Source organism: uncultured Aquimarina sp. (assembly GCF_947500065.1).
Lineage (GTDB): Bacteria > Bacteroidota > Bacteroidia > Flavobacteriales > Flavobacteriaceae > Aquimarina.
This window is the reverse complement of record NZ_CANMQT010000013.1, coordinates 90,680-115,067: the sequence shown is the minus strand read 5'-3', so window position 1 is coordinate 115,067 and position 24,388 is coordinate 90,680. Positions and strand designations below refer to the sequence as shown.

Here is a 24,388-nt window from a genome sequence, read left to right as displayed (position 1 = left end):
CTATTTGACTACTAATTTCAGTAAATATTTTATTTCATTTTATCCAATTCAGTCTTAGCTTCTTTGTTTCCATCCATCTCAATGGCTTTTGTAAAGTATTCTATGGCTTTAACCTTATTTTTTTCCGCTGCATGGAATTTACCCAATGCTAGATAACTATTGGAATTATCAGGATGGAAATCTAAATTCATTTCATAATATGCTAATGCCTTTTTGGGAAGCTTATGACCTTCTAGCATAAAAGAACCAATATCATTTACAAGCGCCCAATCGGGCTTTATTTCGCGATTCATATGACTGCTTATTTTTTTGTAATGCGAATAAAATGGGGTTATCAATTGTTTAACAGAATATTTTTTTGGTGTATTAAAACGCCACATTTCCGGGAACGGAAACCAAGAGAAAATAGATCGTAATCCATTGTACTGAGCTGGTATTACAATACTTCCGTGATCTTCGTTTTTAAAATATTCCCAATTAAAATTAAGCGTTTTACTATTTTTCACCAATATATCATGAAACTTTAGATTCGCTCTAATCTGCTCAGTTGGAACCGATTTATCTTTTCTTACTTTTACGGTATCCATTGTTTTACCAATACTATTCGCTACTGCGATATATAATGATTTCTCTTTCCGATTTCCTTTAGCAAGTTGACTTTCAGTCTTTTTTACTAGGTCTTCTTTATCCCACCAAAGGCTTGGATCTATTGCTAAATAATTATCAAAAACATCTTCGTGATACAGATAAGAATACAGTACAAATAATCCACCTGTAGAGTGACCAATAATAGTGCTGTTGCTTTCTATTGGGTATTTATTATTAATAAATGGCTTTAATTCTTGGTCTATGAATTTTATGAAATTACCCGCACCTCCAGAAGTTTCGGATTTATGTCCACGTTGAAATTTTACATTCGTAGGTGTAAAATCTCTTGTTCTATCCGTATTTGTAACACCAACAATAATTGATTTTGGGATTTTTAACCGTGTTAATTGTTTTAGCATTCCAGTAACAGCATAAAACTGATTAGACGCATCTAACACATATATCACTGGATACTTTTTTGTATTGTCAAAATTTTTAGGTGTATGTATCCAAACCTCTCTTTGCTCTTGCAGTATTTCGGAAAACAAACTATCTACATTCCCAATCACTAATTGCTTTTCATCATTTTGATTGAATTGTGCATAGCCTTTAAAGCAAAAGATCAATAGTGCTATTACGAGTCCTGTTTTGTGTACTTTCATTTAATTAATTTTACAGTTTTGGGTAATTGTATTTAAAATAGTTTTTAGTTGTTCTAATTCGGTTTGACTGATACCGTTCGTAGAAATTTGTCTGTTTTTATTGATAATAGGTGTTAGTTTTTTTAAGGAGATTTCTCCTTTTTTGGTGATTTTTAATACCGCCGCTCTTTTGTCTTGCTGATTCACGGTCTTTATGACATACTCTTTTTTAATCATTAAACTAATGATACGTGTCATGGAAGCATAATCTTTAAATATTAAATCTGCTATTTCCGTTTGAGTAATTTGATTTTCACTTATAATTTGAAGTATTAAAGCTTGATCTACGGTGATATCTGAGATTACTTTTTTAATTTCTTTTGCACTCAATTTCCTATACGCTTTTATAGCTTCTTCTATAGCGTAAAATATAGTTGACGAGGGATTATTGAAAATCATAATACTTGATATATCAAACAAAAATATAAATATATTTGATATATCAAATATACTAGCTGTAAAGATTTAGATGTATGTTTTTAACCTGTTATCTATAGGGTGGACCAGAAACCCAACCAACAATAGATTGTCGGGTGTCTTTGGTAATTGGCGTAACTCTATGCATGGCAAAAGATGGGAAAATGATAATTGTTCCTTTTTCTCGTGGAGCATTCACTATTTTATTATTTACCATAAACTGTAAATCACCACCTTCATAAGCATCAGCATCACTTAACTGCATAGTTATACTTAGTTTTCTAGCAGAAATTTCTCCTGCACCAAAATCTACATGCCAATCAAAAAAACCTCCTTCAGAATATCTGGTTAGTTGCAACTCTTGATGGAAACCTAACAAATCAAACCAGTACCTTACTGTAAGTAGTTTTTATTCTCTTTCAAATTTCAAATAACCACCAGTATAATAAGAGATTTCAGAATCACAACATGTAAAAAACCCAGAACCTTTCAATATAAGTATTTCAGAAGATAATTCTATGATTTCATATGAATCTGAATAATCATAAGCCATTAAGGTAAAAGTTTGGTTTAATTCATCGAAGGTCCAAGGGTGAGTTGGAAAGAAATCATCAGTATCAAATCCAGGAGGACATTTTGGGTTATTATTCCCTCCATTATATACGATTTTTCCTGTATTATCATTTGAAAGGATCAATGTGCTCTGTTTTCTGCAACCATTCCATTGAGAAAACAAATCAGTTGATTCTTCTCCATCGTTATTTATATCTTTTGGAGTATCATCGTACCAATCAATTAATTTCCAATTTCCAATAATTGAAATTTCATTATTTTGGTTATCTGATTCATCGTCATTTTTACATCCAAAAGTAAATACTATTAAAACAATAATTAAGAATGTTCTTTTCATAATATTTATAATTTATCACATATAAGATATGATTTTATCAATTTAGTTACGTTTAAATTACTTAGGATATGTTGATATGCCTAATTGGATAAATTTCTTTTATATTCTTATTTCCATTTGTAACTATTTACAATCCATTGTAAACACATAATTTCATGTATCCTTACTTTCTACAAATGTTTTCTAAAGAAACGTAAATTTCCCTTAATAAAAAAACCAGCAACATGTGTCTTGCTGGTTTTAGGCAATTGTTTTATCGAAAAAGAATAATACTTTTAATAGTAATATATACTACAAAAACCTATTCTCGATACTCTTCTCCTAAAGTCGAAGCACTCGAATTGACGGTTTTTTTCTATTACGAGGACTGTGCTTCGACTACGCTCAAGGTTCGGAGCAAGAGTATTCTAAAGCGAACCAAAAAGTATACAAATCGAACTTAAAGCAATTAGATATTTAAGTTTCAGTATTTTAATTACTAAGTATATTTTGAAGCACATCATAATATCTAGTCGCTATAAACTCCGCACCAGCTTCATTATAATGAACTTCATCTGCTAAATAAATATCTGTGAACCCTGTAAACATATCAACAGTGAGTACTTGCGAACTTGTTGTAGTTTGCTCATTTGAAATTGTTACTACATCTTGTCTAATTTGGTTAAAGGCATTGGTAAATTCAGTCGTCATAAAGTCAGAACGTCCTTGAGCAGGCTGTTCTATGATTATTGTTACATTTGAATTATCTGCTTGCAAAGCATCAATAATTGCATTGATATTTGATATCGTTTGGTTATAATCTAAGCTTTCCAAAATATCATTTCCACCTGGTGAACTAAATAGAACAATATCTGGTGAACCTGTTTGACTAAGCCACTCATTTAGTCCATTCAAAATTTGGCCTGAAGTCCAGCCGCCTCTTCCTTCATGATCCATATCAAAATTCTCACCATTGAAAACAGGATAAGAAGCTTCATCTAATTGTGTGCCTATAAAATCAAAAGTCCAATTATTTTCTTTTAAATCTTTCCAAAGCTCGTACCTAAAACTTTCAAATTCGGGACGTGCTCCTTCAACTCTTGATGCTCCCAAAGACATTATTTTATTAATAGAGGTACTTAGCGGTTTTGGTTCGGAATCATCATCATTATCACAACTTGTAAAAAGAAAGGTTGTAATTATTAATATAATTAAAGTATTTAAACGAAAGGTAATTCCTGTTTTTTCAAATTTAATCATCATTGTCATTGTATTTACGATTTATTTATAAATACAAATATCGCTTGAGTATGATTTAAATTTCTACTTTTAAACTGATGAGAAGTATTGAAATATCAGTAATCCTGATATTTTAGGACATTTTTAATTCCTTTCTATAAATACCTGGCGACTTTTTCTTGACCTTTTTAAATGAATTATAAAATACACTTTTAGATTTAAACCCCGCTTCAAAACCTATGGCTTCAATAGTAAAGATGTCAAACTTTTTATTTTGAAACATTTTGATGCTATGATTTACTCGGTATTCATTTACGAAATCATTAAAATTTGTATGTAAGTTTGTTTTTAAAAGTTCACTTAAATACCCTTCACTTATATCTAACTTTTTTGCTACTGCAGTACGTGTAAGATTCGAATCCAAATAATAGTTTTCTTGTTTCATAAGCGAAATAAGTAATTCTATTTTTTTGTTAGTTTTTGATAAACTTAAAGTGGTTAGGTTTTCTAATTCTAATTCTGCAATTGTTTCTTTATGGTTTTGAATAGAACCTTTTACTACTAATTTTGATATTTGCTTTCTTTGTTCAGAAATATTGAGATGATGCACTCCGAAAAAAGTAATTATCATTAAAAAGATTGCGAGAACTACAAGTAGATATTCCCAAACTGGGAAATCATATATTGTGTCAATTACTCCGCTGAGGATCCAAATTAACAGAAAAAAGGAGAGAAATAAGCTATTTAATTTTAACCATTTTCTTTCTGCTTTGTATAGTGTGTTTGCATTTTTAATTTTAAAGTATGAAAAACCAATGAGCGCGATTGAAAAAAGTAAGAAAAATATCGTTTTTGCTTCAATAATGTAAATCAGCTTGTTTTCATCATATCCAACCAACCAATCATAAACATCAAAATCAAAAAAGAAATCTATACATTGAAAAGAGCTAAACAATATAAAAGGAATACTTAAAAACCAAATTTTTCTATTTGAATTTAAAGGATGCCGTATTGCCTTTAATGAAAACATCATAAAAGCAAAAGGGAATAAAAACTCCCAACTGATTAGTTCTAAAATTCCATTAGAGGGAACAAAGCTTTCAAATTGAGTAATAATTAGAAAAAAATTGATTGATATGATTGCTGTAGCAAAATAGTAGTGAACATCTTTTCTAAAAGACTTTGAAAAAAATATTAAGACAACTAAGAAAAAACTTAATGCTAACCCCAAAATTATTAAAATATCAAAAAAAGTAAAATTCATTGATTGGGATTAGAGATTACAGATGAAGTTATGTAGTATCTGCTATTACTTTCTACAAACGTTTTCTAAAGAAACATAAATTTCTCTTAATAAAAAAACGAGCAACATGTGTCTTGCTGGTTTTGGGATTATTGTAGTTGTGTGATTCATCCTTCGAGTCACCTCTCCCATCGACTACCACTTCGACTACATTCAGGATTCCAGTATCCGAGGACTGAGCGAAGTCGAAGTCCGGTTCGTCAACCTTCGAGAACCTCAGGTTTCGTGGGAGTCGATGCGGGAGGACTGCACTTCGGCAAGCTCAGCATTCGCGAAGTCGAAGTCCGGTTCATCAACCTTCGAAAACCTCAGGGTTCTTTCTTGGGATTTGAGGAAATCCTACTCTATTGTAGCAGTAAATATTTTCTCAAATCTTTGAGTGAATTCATCTTTAAAACAGACTTTTTTATGTGTAAAGGGATGTATGAAATCCAACGAATACGCATGTAAATACAAACCTTTGCCATTTAAAATTAGATGCTCTATTCCATAGTCCTTATCTCCTAGTATCGGATTAACTATACTGAGCAGGTGCTTGCGTAATTGATGCCTTCTTCCTGTTTGAGGTTTCAATTTCACTAGGTTCAGTTTTCCGAATCTCTTGGAGAAAACTGATTCGAGTACTTTATAATTCGATTGTGATTTCTTACCATCAATTTCTGATGTAATTTTTCCTCCATCCTTCATTTCACCAATAGTAATCGCATAATATATTTTCTCGATCTTTTTATCTTCAAACATTTTATTTAAAACACGAATACTACTACTCGTTTTTCCAACCAACAAAACACCAGTTGTAGCATAATCTAATCGATGAACGGGTTGAGGTGTTGTAGCATCAGGAAGAGTACTTCGTTTAATGTTTTGAGCTAAGGCATTGGCAATCGTTTTAAAACTATTACCGCTTACCAAAATACCCGCGGGTTTATGAATCACGGCTAAATGCTCATCTTCAAATAAAACCGTAAGCTGAAAAACCAATCTATTATTTAAATTAACCTTATCCGGAATACACAAACTTATGCGCTCACCACCACATATTATAGTAGCCGAAGTAGCAATCACATCATTAACCCTAATGAAATTTTTCTTTAGCACCTTTTTTAACGCTGATTTCGTTAAAGCCACAACAAAAATACCAACACCATATTCTTGTAATCGAATTGGAGAAGGTATCGTAGGAACAATATGAATTTCGGTTGGATGAATTATATTTTATTTTTTATACGGTCATATGTAAAGGTATAACTAAATGTGTCGCCTGCGCCTGTTCCAAAAACATATTCTGAAGAAAGGTGAACTCCCTTACCATTCGACAACCACTTCGACAAGCTCAGCATTCGCATTGTTCGAGGACTGAGCGTAGTAGAAATCTGGTTCGTTATTCTATTATTTTCACCCTTCGAGAACCTCAGGGTTCGAGTATTTCGAGAACTGAGCGAAGTCGAAGTCCGAGTTTATTTAACAATCGCAGGAAGTACATATTGCGCAAGTATATTCTCTGGTTGTTGTAGTAATTTTCGGCTTCTATAATTCCCAGAGGTGATTACCACTACAGATTGTAATTCTGGGATCACGCAAATATATTGTCCACCAGCACCTCTTGCTTCTATAGATTCGACTTTCTTACCTCCTACGGTATAGGTTTTATGCCACCATAGGTATCCATATTCATTTTTGTCTTTTACGTCTTGTAATCGTCTGTATTTTTTAAAGGATGCTGCTACCCAGCTTTCAGAAATGATTTGTTTTCCTTTCCACTTCCCTTTATCTAAATACAATTGCCCAAACTTTAGCATATCTCTTGGCGTTAAATACATACCACCTCCAAAATAAGGGGTTGTTGCTGTATTCTCTGTCTGGATGATATAATTGGTAATCCCTAATGGAGCAAACAACTTTTTTTCTATATACAACTCTAATGGAGATTGCAATTGCTGGTCTAAACTTACCCCCAATAAATATGGATTGGCAGAACCATAATTAGCGTGTGTTCCTGGCTCGTGTGTCATTTTTGCTTCTAGCGTTGTTTTTAACCAATTATCAGAACTCTGATAGTTATTTTCTGATGCGTCACCATCCACATCTAATCCAGAACTCATCGTCAATAAATCTTCGAAGTTGATCTTAGATTTTAAAGGATCTTTCGTGTATTGAAATTCCTGAGGTATAAAATCATATAATTTTTGGTCTACGCCTGCTAGAATTTTATCATCTATGGCAATCCCAATCATTGCAGAAGAAATACTCTTGGATGCGGATCGTTGATCATGAGAAATATTAGGATTGTGTCCGTCAAAATACGCTTCGAATACTAGTTTTCCTTCTTTGGCTATAAGTACACTGTGTGTATTAGGTAGTTCTTTTTTATTTACCTCATCAATTAACTTCGATAAAGAAGCGGTTGTAGCACCAACATCTGCAGTACTTGCTGTGATCCAACCATCATTCAACGCTACTGGTTTGTTGACGTTTTGATTTTTAGGACCACTTGGTTTTAAAGATGACAAATCAATATCAGAACGTTTAAAATTCGTAACCGTTACGGTTTGCTGGCCTAATAAAGTTTCTAATGCAATAGTATCTTTTAGAAGTTTAGCTCTAAATCTAAGACCTGTTTTATAATCTCTAAATACAATAGCTTCTCCTTCTTTTTCACTACCATTAATCCAAGTTCCTGTAAATCGTTGATCTCCAAAAAACGTATACATTGCAAGACTACCATCCTCATTATTTTCTACACCTAGATACATTGTTTGTGATTGCAGGCTATCCACCATAATTGGATTCCAAACACCGTTATAGGTGCCATTATTGGTTTTTTGTAAAGTAATGTGATACATTAAAATTCCGGTTTTTATAAATCCCGTGACTGCTGTTTTATCTGAGGTAAAAGACAAATCAAAATGAATATCATCATCAATACTTCCTTGAAGACGTTTATTATTGGTTACTACTAACTTTTCTCTTATGGTAGATTCAAAATTCGTTATCGTTAGCTCATATAAATTAGTTGATGACTCTTTTATAACGAGATTAAAATTTAAGGTATTAGTATTTGCTAGTGTTCCTTCCCAGTTCCCTTCATAGGTGTTTGTCACTTGTTGCGAACAACCTGTTAGAACATATGCAAAAAGAAGTACTGCTGTCATTACATTTTTAAACATAGTTTTTTATACTTTTTATGAAAGTCAAAAGTACTTTCTTACTCCTTCAAAAAATTGTATCAGATTAACATGATACCAATTTTATTATAAAATAACGTATTCATACTTGTTCATTCTTCGCGCTATTTTCTTGTTCTAAATTTCCGTAGCTAAGGCTATGCAAATTCATCACGGTGGCATAGCACAAAAAAGCAACTTCGTTTTCTATATGACATTTTACAAATAAATTGGTATTATAGATTTTTATAGAGATTCTTTCTATAAAAACTAGGATTCATTTCAAAATAGGATTTAAACACACGATTAAAATGACTTTGATCCGAAAAACCGGTTTGGTAAGCAATTTCGGTTAATGAGTTTGACGAATCCAATAGCAAAGGAATTGCTTTTTTGATTTTATGTTGTCTGATATATTCTCCCAGACTGGCAGAAAGATATTTTGGTGCGGATCTGGATATATGCACTGGATGTACATCTAATTGATCAGAAAGATATTGAAGACTCAGCTCTGAGGTATCGTAATGTAGCAGTTCTTGTAATCTAATGATCCAATCAGGAATATTTTTGGAGTCACTTTCTTTAATCTCTCCTAATGCTTCACTAATTTGTAATAGTAATAGTTCTACTGAGACTTCGCTATATTGATCCGACAGTACAAATTCGTGATATAGTTTTGCAAAAAGGAAGTGTATTCTAGGATTTTCTATTAGCTGACTTCCTTCTAGTAGATCTATGTCGACTCCATTATTTTCGAACCAATCCTGTTGAAACTCCAGATGAAATCCACTTGCTTTTTCAGAATGCTTAGAACCATAATGTGCTTCTTGCCAATTATTGAACATAATGCTTCCTGATGGACATAAGGTTTTTGCTTTGGTATTACAATCCATCATATTACCTTGTAACACAAACATGAAATACGGATTCTCATGATAGTGCCAAGCTGTTTTTTCTACCGTATACCCGTATTGAGATAATAGAATACCATTAAAGGAAACTTCTGAGTTTTGTTTTCCATAATACGTTCCTTCCCTTAATATTTTCATTCGTTGTTAGGCTTGCTAATAATATCATATCTCAGAATATCTAATATAAAAATTCTGTGAATTTCTAAGATAACAAATTACATTGAATTGAATGTTTAATCAGAAAGAAGAATATATTACAATCATCTATTAGCTTTCGAATTACCATACCTTTCGAGAACTTCAGGGTTCCAAATACACAAGGACGGTACTTCGGCAAACCCAGCATTCTTAAAATCAAAGTCAGATTTATTCTTCTACAGAAACCGCTGATGTATCCACTACTTTTTCAGGAAAATAATTCTTAGTATTTCCTTCTATTAATTCTTTCAATTTATTTAAATTCTCATCCTCTTGCTCTTTCATTGAACCTGGCATAAATGAAATCAAGGATTTCGCAAAAATGCCATTTCCCATTGTGGTGGATTTAGAAGTGATTGTAGTTTTACCATCTTGTTCTTTAAAAAACATTTCATAGTCCATATCCATAAAATCCATAGTAAAAGTCATAGCCATATGTTCATGTGGTTTTATAGCTGTTATCGTTTCCTCCATAACCATTTCCTCGCCTCCATCTTCTACATAGATTTTAGAAATTGCTCCAACTGTATTTGCTGTACCACTAACAAGCTCTGTTTTTTTAAATCCTTTTATCCATTTTGGTAAATTTGATTCATCAGAAATCACTTCCCAAGATTCGTTAGCAGGTTTGCTAACAACTATTTCGCTTTCGTAGGATACAGATGGTGTTAAAAACCCTTTCCCAAAGAATATTAATGCCAGTACTATAATTAAATATAGTAGATATTTTAAATATTTCATTTGTAATTGTTTTAGTTAGATATCAGTATAAAATGTTTTGTGTTCCTATAAATTTATTAAATTAAATTTAAATAATTCTCTTACATACTATTTATACATCAGCACGTTACATTTTATTTAGATATTCCAGTGGAGTGAAAATCAACTGCTTTATTGATTTTTACAAGTATTTTACAAAAAAACATGAATTAGTAATTACTAGAAAACCCAGCAAGATGGATCTTGCTGGGTTTCCTAATATATATATATCAAAGTTTAGTGATTTTGTTTCCTCTCCCTCAGGTAGAGGATTAAAGTGAGGGTATGAACTAAAACCCCTCATCCTAACTTCAACGCTCCTTCTCGCCCATCGCTAAGCACTGTCGTCCAAGGTGAAGGAACTCTAACTCAGGATTCGTTATTTATTAGCAGTAATCCAAGTATTGATCTTGTCTTCTAACAACGCCAATGGAACGCAACCAGTTTCTAGTACTTCGTTATGAAACTTACGGATATCGAATTTATCTCCTAACTCTTTCTCTGCTTTGGCACGTAGTTCTCTGATTTTAAGTTGTCCGATTTTATAAGACAATGCTTGTCCAGGGTTTGCCATATATCGCTCAATTTCAGAAGTGATTCCTGCTTCGGATTCTGCCTCATTATCTAATGAGTATTGTATAGCTTGCTCACGTGTCCAACCTTTAGCATGTAATCCTGTATCCACTACTAACCGGATTGCTCTGTGCATTTCTGCTCCTAACATCCCGAAATATTGATATGGATCTGTGTATAATCCCAATTCTTTTCCCAATGACTCTGAGTATAAAGCCCATCCTTCTCCATAACCACTATACCAAAGTGTTTTACGAAATTTTGGTAATTCTTTGCTTTCCTGAGTTAATGAAATTTGATAATGATGTCCAGGAATTGCTTCATGTAAAAACAAAGATTCATCACTATAGGTATTGTACTTAGTTGCATCAGGAATTGGTGTATAAAATATACCTGGTCGAGTTCCGTCTAAGGATCCTGGATTATATTCCGCACTGGCAGAATTTTCTCTAAAAGCTTCTGTACGTCTTACTTCAAAAGGTGTTTTTGGTTTTACATCAAATAACTTTTCGATCTGTGGTTTCATACGATCATGAATCGCATTAAAATTATCGATTACTTGCTTAGGTTCCTTAAAAGGCATCAACTCCTTTTTATTACGTACATAATCAAAGAATGATTTTAGATCTCCTTTATATCCAACTTGTTCTTTAATTTTCTCCATTTCACCAGAAATACGAGCTACTTCAGACAACCCTAAAGTATGGATTTCTTCAGCTGTCATATTGGTGGTCGTATATAATTTGATCTGATGTTTATAGAACGTTTCTCCATTAGGAATTTCAGAAATACCAGAACTTTCTCGTCCGGCTTCCATATAATCAGTATTCATAAACTGATGTAAGCTTTTATAAGCAGGAATAATTTTTTCTGAAACCATGTTACTATACGCTTCCGTTAACGACTTTTTATCTTCTTCAGAAAAACCTTCCGGAAAATTCTTAACTGGCGAATAGAATAAATGCGCATCAAGATCTTCTACTGTAAGTGCCTCTAATTGCGGTAATACTTTAGTAATTAAAGATTTCGGAAGTACATAGCCTTCTTTCATTCCTTCTTTCATTTTTTCCTCTGCAGAAGCCATCCAAGCTAAATATCCATCCAAACGTTTTAACCAGTTATTATAATCCTCTACCGTTTTAAATGGTTGTGCACTGGCTCCGCTTGCTAATTGCCCTGCTCTTAAATTGATCGACCACATCTGATCAATAGGAAAATAGTCTTGGTGGAATTCGAATCCAGCAAGATTCATATCACATTCCCATTGTAGAATGGCTTTGGTCATTTGTTCACTTTTAGAAAGATCAGCTGTATCAAATTCACCTAGTTTCTCTTTATATGAAGTATAGTATGCTTTTAGCTTTGCTACCGTTTCATCTGCTAACGGATTCGGAAATTGATCATTAAAACGATTATCACCCGCAAATGTAGCTTGTACAGGATTGAGTTGTAATCCTTCTTCATAATATGCATCTAGCATTCCATTAAATGCTGCACTAATATCTACCGTTGTATTTTCTGAGGTGGTTTCTACCTTTTTTTCGTTTTTACATGCCATAAAAACAATAGCAAAACATGTTGCCACAAGAATTCTTTTAATCATAATAATATATTTGATTGGAGTACAAACAATAGTTTGTTCAAAGCCTAAAAATAAGCATATCGAATTGTACAGGTGGTTAAGGTTTTCTTAATACAGAGGATTCGTCTTTATCACGCTAAATAAAGCACATTTTCTATCAAACCTTACAGCTAGGTTATATTTTTAATATTCTTTTGAATATTCCTTTTTTTCTTCTAGTTGGGTAATTTCTTTTCCGTTGCCGATTACAAACTTGGTAGGGAGTGTTTCTCTAGTATTAAATCGTTGCAGAAATACAATAAAATGCAAATGAGGACCTGTAGACCATCCTACATTACCGCTATATCCTATATGTTGTCCTTTCTTTACTGTATCTCCTGGTTTTACTTTAGATCCATTTTTTTTGATGTGCGTATACTCCGCAAAAGTTCCATCAGAATGAAACACCAAAATATAATTATTAAACTTGGCACAATCTTGATTGGTACAGGTTTTATTAAAGCTTTGCTCTACTAACACTACTTTACCATCTCTCGCTGCATATATATCTGTTCCTACTGGCATCCTAAAGTCCAATGCATATTCATTATCATGAGAAATCTTACCATTATATCCTTGTGTAACCATATGCTCAGTTCCTTTTTTATAAGGCAAATGGTATGCATAATCAGCATCATAAGAAGTTTGCAAATGATTTCCATGATTATAACGCACGCTATATCCAAGTTTAATTGCTTTTCTTCTGTCTACAACGGTTAGATCAGCAACATAGAATTTAGTCGTCTGTGCGGGTACTTTTATGATTTTAACATCTCCAATACTAGAGGTAAGGTTCTCTATTTTAAAATCAATTTCTACAGAGACTGGACAAAATTCACCATTATCGGCATATATTTTATATCCATTCTCTCCTTCTTCATAATATACCTTAAAGTTTTCCTGAGCAAACGTAGCTATCGATAGTAGACTAAGTATCCAAAACGCAACTCTTTTCATATTTAATTCATTTCCAATTACTAGGATAAAATAAGATTTTTATTTTGTAATTGCTAATAAGTAAAGCTAGATGTAAAAAAAATAACCTTAATTATAATAATCTAATGTTTATTATCATTGTTTTTAAGACAAATAAACTTTTATAAATCTGAAGTTAGTATTGTGAATAATGGAGTCCAGCCTACGCTGGAATAACAAAAACTAAAAACAGCAAAAGACTTGTCATTCTGGCGTAGGCCAGAATCCAAAATAATAGTATTAAATATAGATGTAATTGCTTTATCTTTAAATAAGCTTACTATTCTCAATAATACCAAGTAGATCTCGACTACGCTCGATCTGACAATTCACAATCAATAATTAAACTTGTAGGTCAACCCACCTAGCACTTGTATCCCTTGTACTGGGAAATTAGACCAGCGCTCATAATTTTCACCTGCAAGATTATTTCCTTTTATAAAAACAGATAATTTATCATTAAATCGATACCCTAGATTTACATTCGCATCAAAATAACTATCCAAAGTTACTGTAACTTCTGGAGTTGGAGGTGTAAAAGCAACTGAAGTATTTATGTCTTTTCGCTCTCCAACATGAAATATTTGTGCTCCAGCGAACCACTGATCCGTAATTTGATAATCCAGTAATACAGCAACTTTTACATCAGGTAAATTCCAAGCTTCCTGCTCATCTTCTGTATTGTAATTGAAATACTCCGCAGAAACTCCTAACTTAAACTTTTTATTGATATTAAAATTTAGTTCTCCATATCCGCTAAGTGTCAGTACATCATCATATCGATAAGCGAAAGAATTTCCATAATCATAACCCTCTAACTGTAATATCTGTGGTCTGTTATTAACAAATAAAGCCTTATCATCTTCTGAGGAATAACCTCCTCTAAAATTATAACTTACTACATCAGATATTTTCCCTTTGAACCCTACATATGCATCAAACTGATTATGTGTCGTGGTTAAAAATAAAGTTGGCGATACATATGGATTAGCTTGTACCGCATCTCTATACGTGTTTTGCTTTAATCCACCTTCTAAACCTCCATAAGCAATTACTGCTTCATCCAATAATCGATATGATGCGGTAACTTTAGGATAGATAAAAAAGTCATTATCATTATTCTGGCTATCAATACTATAAAAAACGGCGGCTCCAAGATTCAATGTTAGGTTATCTCTTAACACCACTAAACTAGGTTGAATACCTAAATTAAGAATATTAAAATCATTAGGCGTCTGCAATGTAATATTCAGAGGTCTGTCAAAACTTCCTCCTAAATAATCAACAATAAAATCTGTGGTGATTAATTCATCTGCAACTTCAAACTCGAATGTTGGTGTAAACACGGCATGATGTTCTGTAGTGCTTAACGCATCTCCAAAATAACGATAGTTCAAAGAAGCTCTTTTAAGATATAAATCATCAAACTGCAATTTGCCCCCCAACTTGGCCCCAAAATAATTCTGTTGAGGGTCAATTGCATCAATTTCTGCTGGTGTAAGAACAGGAGTCTCTGGCAAACCATACCAATTGTACAACTGATGCTCTACTCCTAACTCTATTCCGTATGTAAAATCTTTGGTACGCGAGGTGTAGTTAAGATCTAGAAATGTATTGTAAAATTTATCGTCCAGCTCTATATCTTTTATTCCTCCTTGCGATGAATTATGATGTAAATACAATCCTATATTATCTGTACGATTTACCTGAAAATTACTATAAAACTCAGCCAACACCGAAGTGAAATTTCCAAATCCCAACGTAGCATAATTATCATACAATGGTATTTTTTTAGGTCGATCTATATTCGCTGCTCTACCTTTTGCTGGCGTAAATGTAGATGCTACTGGCACTGAAAAAATACTGTATCGAAGTTGTTTTTTCTTTTGAGTAACTGAATCATTAAGTATCGGTGTAGATTTCACCTTAAACGCATCACTAATCGTTGGTGTATAGGTTTTAACGATAACTACACGTTCTGTTTCTATTGTTTCCTCTTCTTCTTTCTCCTGAGCAACTATTGTAGAAATACTACAGACAAAAATACAGGTAAGAGAAATTAATTTCTTGATATATCTCGACATAAATATCTTAGCGTTTATAACTGATTATTATTGTTCGGTTTTGATGGATGAATTTGTTTTTGCTTCTTCGGCTTTGATTCTTTTGAGTTCGGATCGTGCTTCGCTTGTAACATCTGGATAATCTGCAAAGTTTTTAATGACGCTTTCTAAAATATAGGTTGCTTGATACGCATCTTCTAACCCGTAAAAGTTTTTAGCCATCAAAACAAGCCCTTTAGCTCCGTATAATTTATATCCCGAAAAATCTTTGGCTAATTGCTGCACCGTTTCATTGGATGCTTTATAATTACCTTCTTTATTTTTGAAATAAGCATCATAATATAACGCTTCTGCTGCTAGTTCTCCTGTAGCTATTTTTCTAACCTCAGCATATGCTCTTTTGGCTCTCGCATTATCGGCCGTTTGTAATGCTGCACGAGCAATAAAAACTTGTGCATCACTTTTCACATCATTCTGGATTTTTGGGTTATCCAATACTTTTTCTGCATAGGTTATGGTTTCCTGATAATGTACTAATTGATAATGTGATTTCATCAGATTAGATTGTGCAAATATGATATTCTGAGGAAAATCGGCAGCCGTTTCTAATCGTTCCAATACAGGTATCGCCTTATCATAATTACGATTCTCCAAATATATCTGAGACAATCTTGCTAATGCTTGTTCTGTAAATTCTGTTCTATCTTTTTGTAATACATATTCATAATGCGGAATAGTGGCTTGCTTATCCCCTTTCTTAAAGAACAATTGCGCTAAATAAAAATGACTCTTTAAGGCATGAAGACCGTTAGGGAATTCATCCAAATATTTCTGAAAACCGATGATCGCAGCATTTTGGTTATTCTCTAAAAACTGTTTTTCTGCAGCCTCATACGATGTATTATCTAGATCCGCATCTGTAACATCTACAAAACTTAATCCTTTTACCCAACTAGAATACTCATCAGTTCTACCCAAATCCACATAGATCAATCTAGCTGTATTCACTGCTTGCAATGCCTCATCTGTTCCTGGATAATCGGATACTACTCTTTTAAACTTAGTTAAAGCTCTATTTCCCTGATCTCCATTATAATAAATCAATCCTTGTTTTAGCAACGCTTTTGGTACATACGAACTTCTAGGAACTTCTCTAATCAATCTGTCGTATGCTTCAATTCCTCTTTGGGTTTTATTTTCTGCTACATAGGTATTTCCTAAGGCAAACATGGCATCATCACGGTAAGTTGATCTCGTATATTGTTTGATAAACATTTCTAGATCACTAATTTTCTTATCATTCTTTTTGACGAATCCGTAACTAATAGCTTTTTGATAATGCGCATAATCCGAATCCGCTCCGCCGTTTTTGATTGCTTTATTATAGGCTTCCATAGCTGGCCAATATTTACTAGAAATAAAATGACTATCTCCTAATCTCAGATAAGTATCCGTCAATCGTATTTCATCTACACCTCTTTTCTTAGAATATTTATCAAAAAAATCTGCCGCCTGTGGATATTGTTTTAGTTTAAAATAAGTGTATCCTATATTGTAATCTATCTCAGCATATTCATCAGTAGATGAGGCTGCTTGTTGCCCTTTAAACTGTTTAAACCCAATCAGTGCTTCATCAAAATTATTTTGTAAGTAGTCACATTCTGACTTCCAGTAAATGGCCTTTGCTGCAAATCGTGGATCTGTTTGCTGAGCTAGAGATTTATCAAAATATATTTTCGCATCTGCATAGTTCCCTTCATTATACAGCTCTACACCTCTGAAAAATGCCACTTTCTGATATACTACTTTATCATCAAAATTTCTACTACCTTCTAACAGGTCCATAGCTTCTTTATAATTCTTAGAAGTAATGTAAGAACTAATCAATAATTCTTGTATTTCTTCTTTAAATTCAGAATTAGGGTAGGCTTCTGCGTAGGACAACAACACTTTTGGAGTACTCTCATATGAATTACCAATCTCATAACTCAACTTCGCATAATTATATAGTGCATCTTCTTTAATCTTCGCTTCAAAATCCATTTCTGAAGCATTTTTAAATGCGTTTAATGCCTGCTGTTTTTGGTTCGTTCTCAAATAAGATTCGGCTAAATGATAATATGCATTTTGGGCGGTAGCGTTTCGTCCGTCTACTATTTTATTGAATTCTGAAATTGCATTGGTATAATCACCTCCTTTATAATATGCATATCCTAATTGGTAATAATCTGTATTATTCCATTTTCCTTTTCTTCCTCGATATGCTTTAAGATGAGGAATAGCCTTATCATACTGACCAAGATTAAAATAACTCTCCCCAATAATTTTATTGAGTTCTGATTTTTCCGAAGGTTTTGATTTAGAAAGCTGCCCTAATCCATCATTGATAGCTTCCTCAAACTTTCCTGATTTAAAATTCATATCACTCTGGAAATAAGATAGATTCTTATTGTATTTATCCAGATCCTTTACCTCATCAAAAAGTTTATCCGCTTCCTGATAATTATCACCTTCATAGGCTATAAAACCTAGGTAATATTTTGCCTGAGCTCCATATGTATCCGTCTCTTCTACCTGAGTTAAAAACTTCTTAGCTTCGTTAAATCGTTGAATTTTAAAATATGCATATCCATTATTAAAGTTAAACTTTTCTCTTTCAGAACGGCTCATATTACCTTCATCAACTTTATCATACCACTTACGGGCATAAGCGTATTTACCGTTATCAAAATAGTAATTAGCTACGTCAAGATATGCTGCATTACGCTTAATACTAGTGGGATATTGTACTACGAATTCCTCCATCAATGTATCTGCGCCTTTTTGATTAAGCCATACTGCACAGTTAGCAATATAGTACGTACATTCTGCATCAATATTCTCGTCATCTACAGCATCCCGAACTTTATCAAATAAATTCTGAGCTGCCAGAAATTGTTTATTATTATAAAGTTCTAATGCCTGATTATACAGTACTAGTTCATTGGTGTAAATTGCTGATTGTTGTGCAGAAACCTTTGAAAACAGGATCGCTACAAAAAGCATCAAAGTGATGTATTTGTTCATGTAAATATTTCTTTCAAAGTTTAAATTCTGGATTATACCAGAATAACAGTTTAATAGAAATCTCAAGGTTATTCCTTGACCAATTTTTCTTAAAGTAAATATCGCTTCCCGTGAATAAATTTTGTGTTAAAGATACCCTAATCTTCTTCTTAATAACGAAATATTTTACAGATAATTACATCAATCATCATTTTTTGAATCAGATATAATTTGATTTATGATTTCAGTATATTTTTTAGCTCCTTTATGATTCAGGTGATCAGGATCATAAAAATCAGAATCTTCTAATCTAAAATCCTGACGTAAATTAATATAAGTTACATTAACATTATCCTGAGCCAGTTTGTTACAAGAATTAGTTATTTTCTGAAACTTATCTGGGTTAAGTAAAGATATATAGGAATGATAAACTGGCATATCCACTAGATAGACCTTACATTTTATTTTTTTACAGTATTCAATAATGGATTGTAGTCTAGTTATGTTTTCTTCAAAGTCCATTAAAAAATCTTCATGCCTTTTTGCTGTACTCCAACTTTCTTTATCCAGAGATACTCCAGTTGTAGTTTCATACAATGTACCCCATCCGTTAGAATCACATCCCACAAGTGACTCTCCGTTTTCATAATAATATTTAATAAATTCTACCGAAGCCCTAAATCGCCTAGCAAGAGACAGGCTGTATTCTCGGACATCAAATCTGGAAATAACCGGAACGTCTACGTCCATTAGATTACTATAAAAATATTTTCGCCAGGTGCTTTCTTCGGAATTTTCTAATTTACTCAAACTAAAATAACTAATTGTTAGAATGAGTTGCTTCAGGTTATTAAGACTATCAATATGTTTCTTAAAAAGTAATTCATCAAAATATAAAGACTGACTAATATTAGCAAGATTAAACGCCTTAGCATCTATATATTGTGGATTAATACCATATAACGCATGTGAATCTCCCAAGATCAAAGTTTCTATATCCTTATAATTCTCTGTAATTGTTTGATGTTTATACGAATAATTAGATGCTGTAGCTCTATAAAAATACTCTAAACCTCCCCAAACCAGTAAGATGGGAATTAGAAATACCAGTGTTTTTTGAATAAAAGCCTTCATCATTAGAACTGAAAATATATAAAAGTTTGTAATTCACCTCCGAAATAAAATACCAAAAACACCGTAGCATAATAAATTATATATCTAATCGGTTTTGAAGAGATATGTCGAATATCTAACAAGTGCTCTCTGTTTTTCTGAAACCACTCTATCATCATGTATCCCATCAGGGATAATAAAAACCATTTATTTCCCTTCGGAATAGAAAACAAGGATAAAGAAAATATATTATCTAAATACCCAAAAGCTTCCGTAATGGTTTCCGCTCTGAAAAACACCCATGCTATAGTAACAATAAAAAATGTAATTCCTATTCTTAAAAAATCAATAACATTGGATTTTTGTTTCTTTAAGAACATTCCAAATTTTGCATACTTGCCTATAAAAATAGTGCATATCAATACGATCCCATGAATCAATCCCCAAACTAAGAATGTGAGATTAGCTCCATGCCATAATCCACTTAGTAAAAAAACTATTAAAATATTAAAAATCAATCTGGAGTTTGAAACCCTATTACCTCCTAAAGCTATGTAGACATAATCTCTAAACCAAGTAGAAAGGGAAATATGCCAACGCCTCCAAAACTCAATCAGATTCTTTGATAAGTATGGAAAGTTAAAATTTTTCATGAGATCAAACCCCAATAATCTTGCTGAACCAATAGCTATGTCCGAATACCCAGAGAAATCACCATAAATCTGAAAACCAAAAAATATGGCTCCACAAAACAAGGTGCTACCAGAATATTCTGTATAATTTTCGAATAGATTATTAACAATCAGTGCGCAATTATCTGCAATCACCATTTTCTTAAACAAACCTCCTAGAATTAATTGTAATCCATCGATGCTCTTGCTGTAATTAAACACTCTAATTTTCTGAAACTGAGGTAATAGATTCGAAGCTCTTTCGATCGGTCCTGCAACCAATTGAGGGAAAAAAGAAACAAAGGCAAAAAATGAAACAATATCATTAGTCGGTCGCATTCTTCCTCTATATACATCTATAGTATAACTCAATGTCTGAAAAGTATAAAAACTAATGCCAACAGGAAGAATAAGTTGCACAGAGCTATAAGATATTGGTCTACCGAATAACAAAAAGACCTCTGTAAACGTTTCTATAAAAAAATTAAAGTATTTAAAAACAAAAAGTACTCCCAGATTAAAAAATATACTGACTCCTAATAATAGTTTCTTTTGATTACCAATAGAAGTTTTCAGTTGTCCGGCTACTATAAAATCAATCGCAGAACTTAAAAAGATTAATACTAAAAATCGCCAATCCCAAAAAGAGTAAAATAAGTAACTAACGACGACAAGAAAAACATTTTGAATCTTTATCGATCTATTAAATACAAACCAATACAGAACAAAAACAAGTGGGAAAAATAGCGCAAAATCTACAGTATTAAATTGCAAAATGAAAAGTGGTATGAATTCTTTGGAAAAATACTTAAAATTAACGTGGATAAAAAAACATTTTTAATAAATACATTATTGCATAAACTTTTTACTTTTACTAAAATTAATAAAATTAGCATCTCATATTATGTCCGAAACGGTTCTAAGCCTTAAAAATGCATCAATCTATCAACGCGAAAGCTTAATTTTGTCAGATGTTAACGTAGAAGTTAATAAAGGAGATTTTGTTTATCTGATCGGAAAAACAGGTACCGGAAAAAGTAGTTTTATGAAAACGCTTTATGGAGATATCCCTTTGATAGAAGGAGAAGGGAGTATCGTAGATTTTGATCTCAGTACATTAAAAGAAAATCAAATTCCTTTTTTAAGAAGAAAACTAGGGATTGTATTCCAGGATTTTAAATTGCTTAATGACAGAACTGTAAAAGACAATTTGGTATTTGTACTGAAAGCTACAGGTTGGTCAGATCAGAAAGCTATGGATAGTAAGATTGATGATGTATTAGATAAAGTAGGAATGAAAACCAAAGATTTTAAATTCCCTTATCAATTATCTGGCGGAGAACAGCAACGAATTGCCATTGCCCGAGCACTGCTTAATGACCCAGAATTAATTCTTGCAGATGAGCCCACAGGAAATCTAGATCCACAAACTTCTGTAGAAGTAATGGAAGTGTTGCAGGATATTAACAAAAACGGAAATACCATTCTAATGGCGACTCACGATTACGCTTTGCTACTTAAATACCCATCAAAAACATTGAAATGCGAAGGCAGTAAAGTTTTTGAAGTAGTACAACGAAAAGGGTAAGCGCATAATGATGTATCAAACAATAAAAAAAATCTTTAAAAAAGTTATTCCAAGATATTTTTTGTTTAAGTACGAAGAGGTCATTAGGTTTCCATATGCGCTTTTATACGCTGGCAAAAAACATACCTGTAACATATGTAATCACAATTTAAAGAAATACATAACGTCAAAATCCGGAGAAAAGATCTGTCCTTATTGTGGTAGTATATCTAGAACAAGACGCCTTTATCAAATAATTCAAAATGAACACGAATTAAAAGGAAAAATATTACATTTTTCTCCATCCAGATCTTTATATCGGAGGCTAAAAAACAACAGCAATATTTCTTATTACAGTAGTGATTTTGAAAATGAATTTATCGCAGATTATAATTTTGATATAACTTCAATACCTGTAGCCGATAATTACTTCGATTTTATAATTTGCTATCATATTTTAGAACATATTATTGATGACAAAAAAGCAATTCAGGAATTATACCGAGTTCTAAAACCAAAAAAAACAATTTTGATTCAAACTCCGTTTAAGAGTGGAAATATTTATGAAAACGAAAATATCATATCTCCCGAAGAACGATTAAAACATTTTGGACAAGAAGATCATGTTAGAATTTATTCTGTTGAAGGGTTAAAAAAACGATTGAAAGAAAATAATTTCACTACAATACAAGCAAAAGAATACTTTATGGATACTGAGAATAATGTTAATGGTTTACAACTTCAAGAAGTTGTATTAGAAGTTATAAAGTGATGAGACTGATTACTCTGGATGACATTATAGAGACCTACACTAAGTTTAGACAACGTGGTTTACCTTTTATTACGTCTAAACTGAATTTGAATAGCATCAAAAGAACCAAAAGTGCTTTTAATGAATTAGACATTCAGTCTGCTAATTGGTGGATTATCCCGAAAATTCATAAACGCTGGAATAAGCTCATTACAGGAGATCAAGAACTAGAGTATGAAGATTTTGTAATGAAGAAGTTTTTATCCAATTCTAAAGGTTTAAAAATGCTGTCCTTAGGAAGTGGTGTCTGTAGTCACGAACTTAAATTTGCCGGCTACAATAATTTTGAAGAGATACAATGTATTGATATTAATGAAGTACTTTTTAACTCAGCGAAAAAAATAGCAGTCGAACAAAAACTAGACAATATTCATTTTCAAATTCAGGATCTTTATGAATATGAATTTCCTGAGGATTATTTCGATATTGTATTTTTTCATGCATCGCTACATCACTTTAAAAATATAGATGAACTTGTAGGTAAGAAGATAAAGAATACTTTAAAAAATGATGGAAAACTTATTATAAACGAATTTGTAGGATCTAACAGGTTACAATTCCCTAGACATCAAATAATTGAAACAAATAAAGCATTAAAGCTTATTCCTAAATCTTATAAAAAAAGGTTTAAATTAAACTTATACAAGAATAGAATTTATGGGTCCGGAATTATTCGAATGATACTTGCAGATCCCTCTGAATGTGTGGAATCAGCTCAAATTATGCCTTCGATTCATAAAAATTACAAAACAATTTATGAGGCTGCCTATGGTGGTAATCTCTTAGCTAATGCTCTTAAAGATATTTCCCATCACTTTGTAGAACTAGATGAGGAAAAGGAAAAAGTGCTAAACAAACTTTTCGAATTTGAAGATGAATACTTAAAAAATCATCCGAGTGACTTTGTTTTTGGAATTTATGAAAACGACATACACTAATCTATTTCTTTAAGAATCGTCCTTCTTATATACATGAGGATTTTCTCGAATTCCTTTTTTAAATATTTTTCGAACTCCCATTCTTATCGATGAATCCAGTTTTAATATTTTATCTTTAAAATATTGACCAGGTCTACCTCTAAAAGTAGTTACATGAAAAGACCTTTTAGCATCAACAGGTTCCGTAGAGAAATAATAATTAGAAACACAGCATCTCACATGATCAACTTTTACTTTACCTACAGAATGCCAAGAATTCTTATGAGTTGCCATAACTACCAATCTATTGAACTTTGAGTTTATTGATATAGGATTACTCTTTAACCCTTTTGGCCATAATTCCAGGCTTCCTCCATTTTCAGGTTTCCAATCCGGAGTAACATAATATAACAGATTAAGCACACGCCAATACTTTATATCTTTATCATGAGAGTTATCTAAATGTGGATTTAAATAATTCCCTTTTCCCATCATAGAAATACCTCCTGCATAAAGATTTTCATCAGGTATTACACCACTATAACCACATATTTTTGCAATAAGATCTACAATTCTAGCATCCTGAAATGCATAAATAACTTCCTCTAATAAAGGATGGTACTTATTCATCTGAGCAGCCACATATTTATACTCTCTAATACTTCTCTTAACTTTTATATCTTTTGTAAGAGGAAATTTATCAAAAATATCTTTGACCAATTCTACAGGAAGCAGATCATCCAAGTAAAAATAGCCTATACCTTCACTTTTCTGATCAAAGTGATTTTTTAAAACTTCTTCATTATCTTTGAGCTTTAAAAAAATAAGATCGGCAATTTTATCTCTATTAAGGTTACTCATCT

General features: G+C 32.4%; 20 protein-coding genes. 3 read left to right on the top strand and 17 right to left on the bottom strand.

Translation table 11 applies throughout. From position 1 onward, the window contains the following. Positions 1-29: 29 nt before the first annotated feature. The 16 genes from Q0975_RS24840 to Q0975_RS24765 form a co-directional block, all read right to left on the bottom strand. Positions 30-1,250, bottom strand: coding sequence for an alpha/beta hydrolase-fold protein (locus Q0975_RS24840; RefSeq protein ID WP_299442406.1), 1,221 nt, complete (start codon positions 1,248-1,250; stop codon positions 30-32). Further along, positions 1,251-1,688, bottom strand: coding sequence for a MarR family transcriptional regulator (locus Q0975_RS24835; RefSeq protein ID WP_299442403.1), 438 nt, complete (start codon positions 1,686-1,688; stop codon positions 1,251-1,253). An 88-nt stretch (positions 1,689-1,776) separates the two neighbouring features. Further along, the gene (locus Q0975_RS24830) at positions 1,777-2,064 is read right to left on the bottom strand and encodes a 2OG-Fe(II) oxygenase (protein ID WP_299442400.1); all 288 of its coding nucleotides are present in this window, start codon (positions 2,062-2,064) and stop codon (positions 1,777-1,779) included. A 51-nt stretch (positions 2,065-2,115) separates the two neighbouring features. After that, positions 2,116-2,616, bottom strand: coding sequence for a lipocalin family protein (locus tag Q0975_RS24825; protein ID WP_299442397.1), 501 nt, complete (start codon positions 2,614-2,616; stop codon positions 2,116-2,118). 471 nt (positions 2,617-3,087) lie between these two features. Continuing rightward, positions 3,088-3,858, bottom strand: coding sequence for a GDSL-type esterase/lipase family protein (locus Q0975_RS24820; protein WP_299442394.1), 771 nt, complete (start codon positions 3,856-3,858; stop codon positions 3,088-3,090). 109 nt (positions 3,859-3,967) lie between these two features. Then, a complete protein-coding gene (locus Q0975_RS24815; RefSeq protein ID WP_299442391.1) occupies positions 3,968-5,098 on the bottom strand; it encodes an AraC family transcriptional regulator in 1,131 nt (376 codons plus the stop codon). Positions 5,099-5,476: 378 nt separating this feature from the next. Then, on the bottom strand, positions 5,477-6,331 hold the full coding sequence (locus Q0975_RS24810; protein ID WP_299442482.1) for an RluA family pseudouridine synthase: 855 nt from the start codon (positions 6,329-6,331) through the stop codon (positions 5,477-5,479). 263 nt (positions 6,332-6,594) lie between these two features. Then, positions 6,595-8,304: a serine hydrolase gene (locus Q0975_RS24805; protein ID WP_299442388.1), complete on the bottom strand. Its 1,710-nt coding sequence runs from the start codon at positions 8,302-8,304 to the stop codon at positions 6,595-6,597. A gap of 233 nt (positions 8,305-8,537) precedes the next feature. Further along, positions 8,538-9,350, bottom strand: a complete 813-nt coding sequence (locus tag Q0975_RS24800; RefSeq protein ID WP_299442386.1) for an AraC family transcriptional regulator — start codon at positions 9,348-9,350, stop codon at positions 8,538-8,540. A gap of 228 nt (positions 9,351-9,578) precedes the next feature. Continuing rightward, a complete protein-coding gene (locus Q0975_RS24795; protein ID WP_299442382.1) occupies positions 9,579-10,151 on the bottom strand; it encodes an SRPBCC family protein in 573 nt (190 codons plus the stop codon). 397 nt (positions 10,152-10,548) lie between these two features. Then, on the bottom strand, positions 10,549-12,345 hold the full coding sequence (locus Q0975_RS24790) for a DUF885 family protein (protein ID WP_299442379.1): 1,797 nt from the start codon (positions 12,343-12,345) through the stop codon (positions 10,549-10,551). A 162-nt stretch (positions 12,346-12,507) separates the two neighbouring features. Further along, the gene (locus tag Q0975_RS24785) at positions 12,508-13,320 is read right to left on the bottom strand and encodes a M23 family metallopeptidase (RefSeq protein WP_299442376.1); all 813 of its coding nucleotides are present in this window, start codon (positions 13,318-13,320) and stop codon (positions 12,508-12,510) included. Positions 13,321-13,673: 353 nt separating this feature from the next. Beyond that, positions 13,674-15,422 (bottom strand): TonB-dependent receptor, encoded by a 1,749-nt coding sequence (locus Q0975_RS24780; protein ID WP_299442374.1) that lies wholly within the window; start codon positions 15,420-15,422, stop codon positions 13,674-13,676. A 27-nt stretch (positions 15,423-15,449) separates the two neighbouring features. Continuing rightward, positions 15,450-18,467, bottom strand: a complete 3,018-nt coding sequence (locus Q0975_RS24775) for a tetratricopeptide repeat protein (protein WP_299442371.1) — start codon at positions 18,465-18,467, stop codon at positions 15,450-15,452. A 180-nt stretch (positions 18,468-18,647) separates the two neighbouring features. Further along, positions 18,648-19,583 carry a hypothetical protein gene (locus Q0975_RS24770; protein WP_299442366.1) on the bottom strand — a complete coding sequence of 312 codons (936 nt, stop codon included), beginning with the start codon at positions 19,581-19,583 and terminating at the stop codon, positions 18,648-18,650. Further along, positions 19,583-21,004, bottom strand: a complete 1,422-nt coding sequence (locus Q0975_RS24765; protein ID WP_299442363.1) for an MBOAT family O-acyltransferase — start codon at positions 21,002-21,004, stop codon at positions 19,583-19,585. Before Q0975_RS24765 ends, Q0975_RS24770 begins: the two co-directional genes overlap by 1 nt. Before the next feature lie 130 nt (positions 21,005-21,134). Between Q0975_RS24765 and Q0975_RS24760 the strand changes: the two genes are divergently transcribed. The 3 genes from Q0975_RS24760 to Q0975_RS24750 all read left to right on the top strand — a co-directional run bounded on the left by Q0975_RS24760 (position 21,135) and on the right by Q0975_RS24750 (position 23,546). Continuing rightward, complete coding sequence (locus Q0975_RS24760) at positions 21,135-21,818, top strand: ATP-binding cassette domain-containing protein (RefSeq protein ID WP_299442360.1); 684 nt, start codon at positions 21,135-21,137, stop codon at positions 21,816-21,818. A 61-nt stretch (positions 21,819-21,879) separates the two neighbouring features. After that, on the top strand, positions 21,880-22,569 hold the full coding sequence (locus Q0975_RS24755; RefSeq protein WP_299442357.1) for a class I SAM-dependent methyltransferase: 690 nt from the start codon (positions 21,880-21,882) through the stop codon (positions 22,567-22,569). Then, a complete protein-coding gene (locus tag Q0975_RS24750; protein WP_299442354.1) occupies positions 22,569-23,546 on the top strand; it encodes a methyltransferase domain-containing protein in 978 nt (325 codons plus the stop codon). Before Q0975_RS24755 ends, Q0975_RS24750 begins: the two co-directional genes overlap by 1 nt. A 9-nt stretch (positions 23,547-23,555) precedes the next feature. On the opposite strand, the gene Q0975_RS24745 is transcribed toward Q0975_RS24750, so the two are convergent. Beyond that, the gene (locus tag Q0975_RS24745) at positions 23,556-24,386 is read right to left on the bottom strand and encodes a 2OG-Fe(II) oxygenase (RefSeq protein WP_299442351.1); all 831 of its coding nucleotides are present in this window, start codon (positions 24,384-24,386) and stop codon (positions 23,556-23,558) included. Positions 24,387-24,388 lie beyond the last annotated feature (2 nt).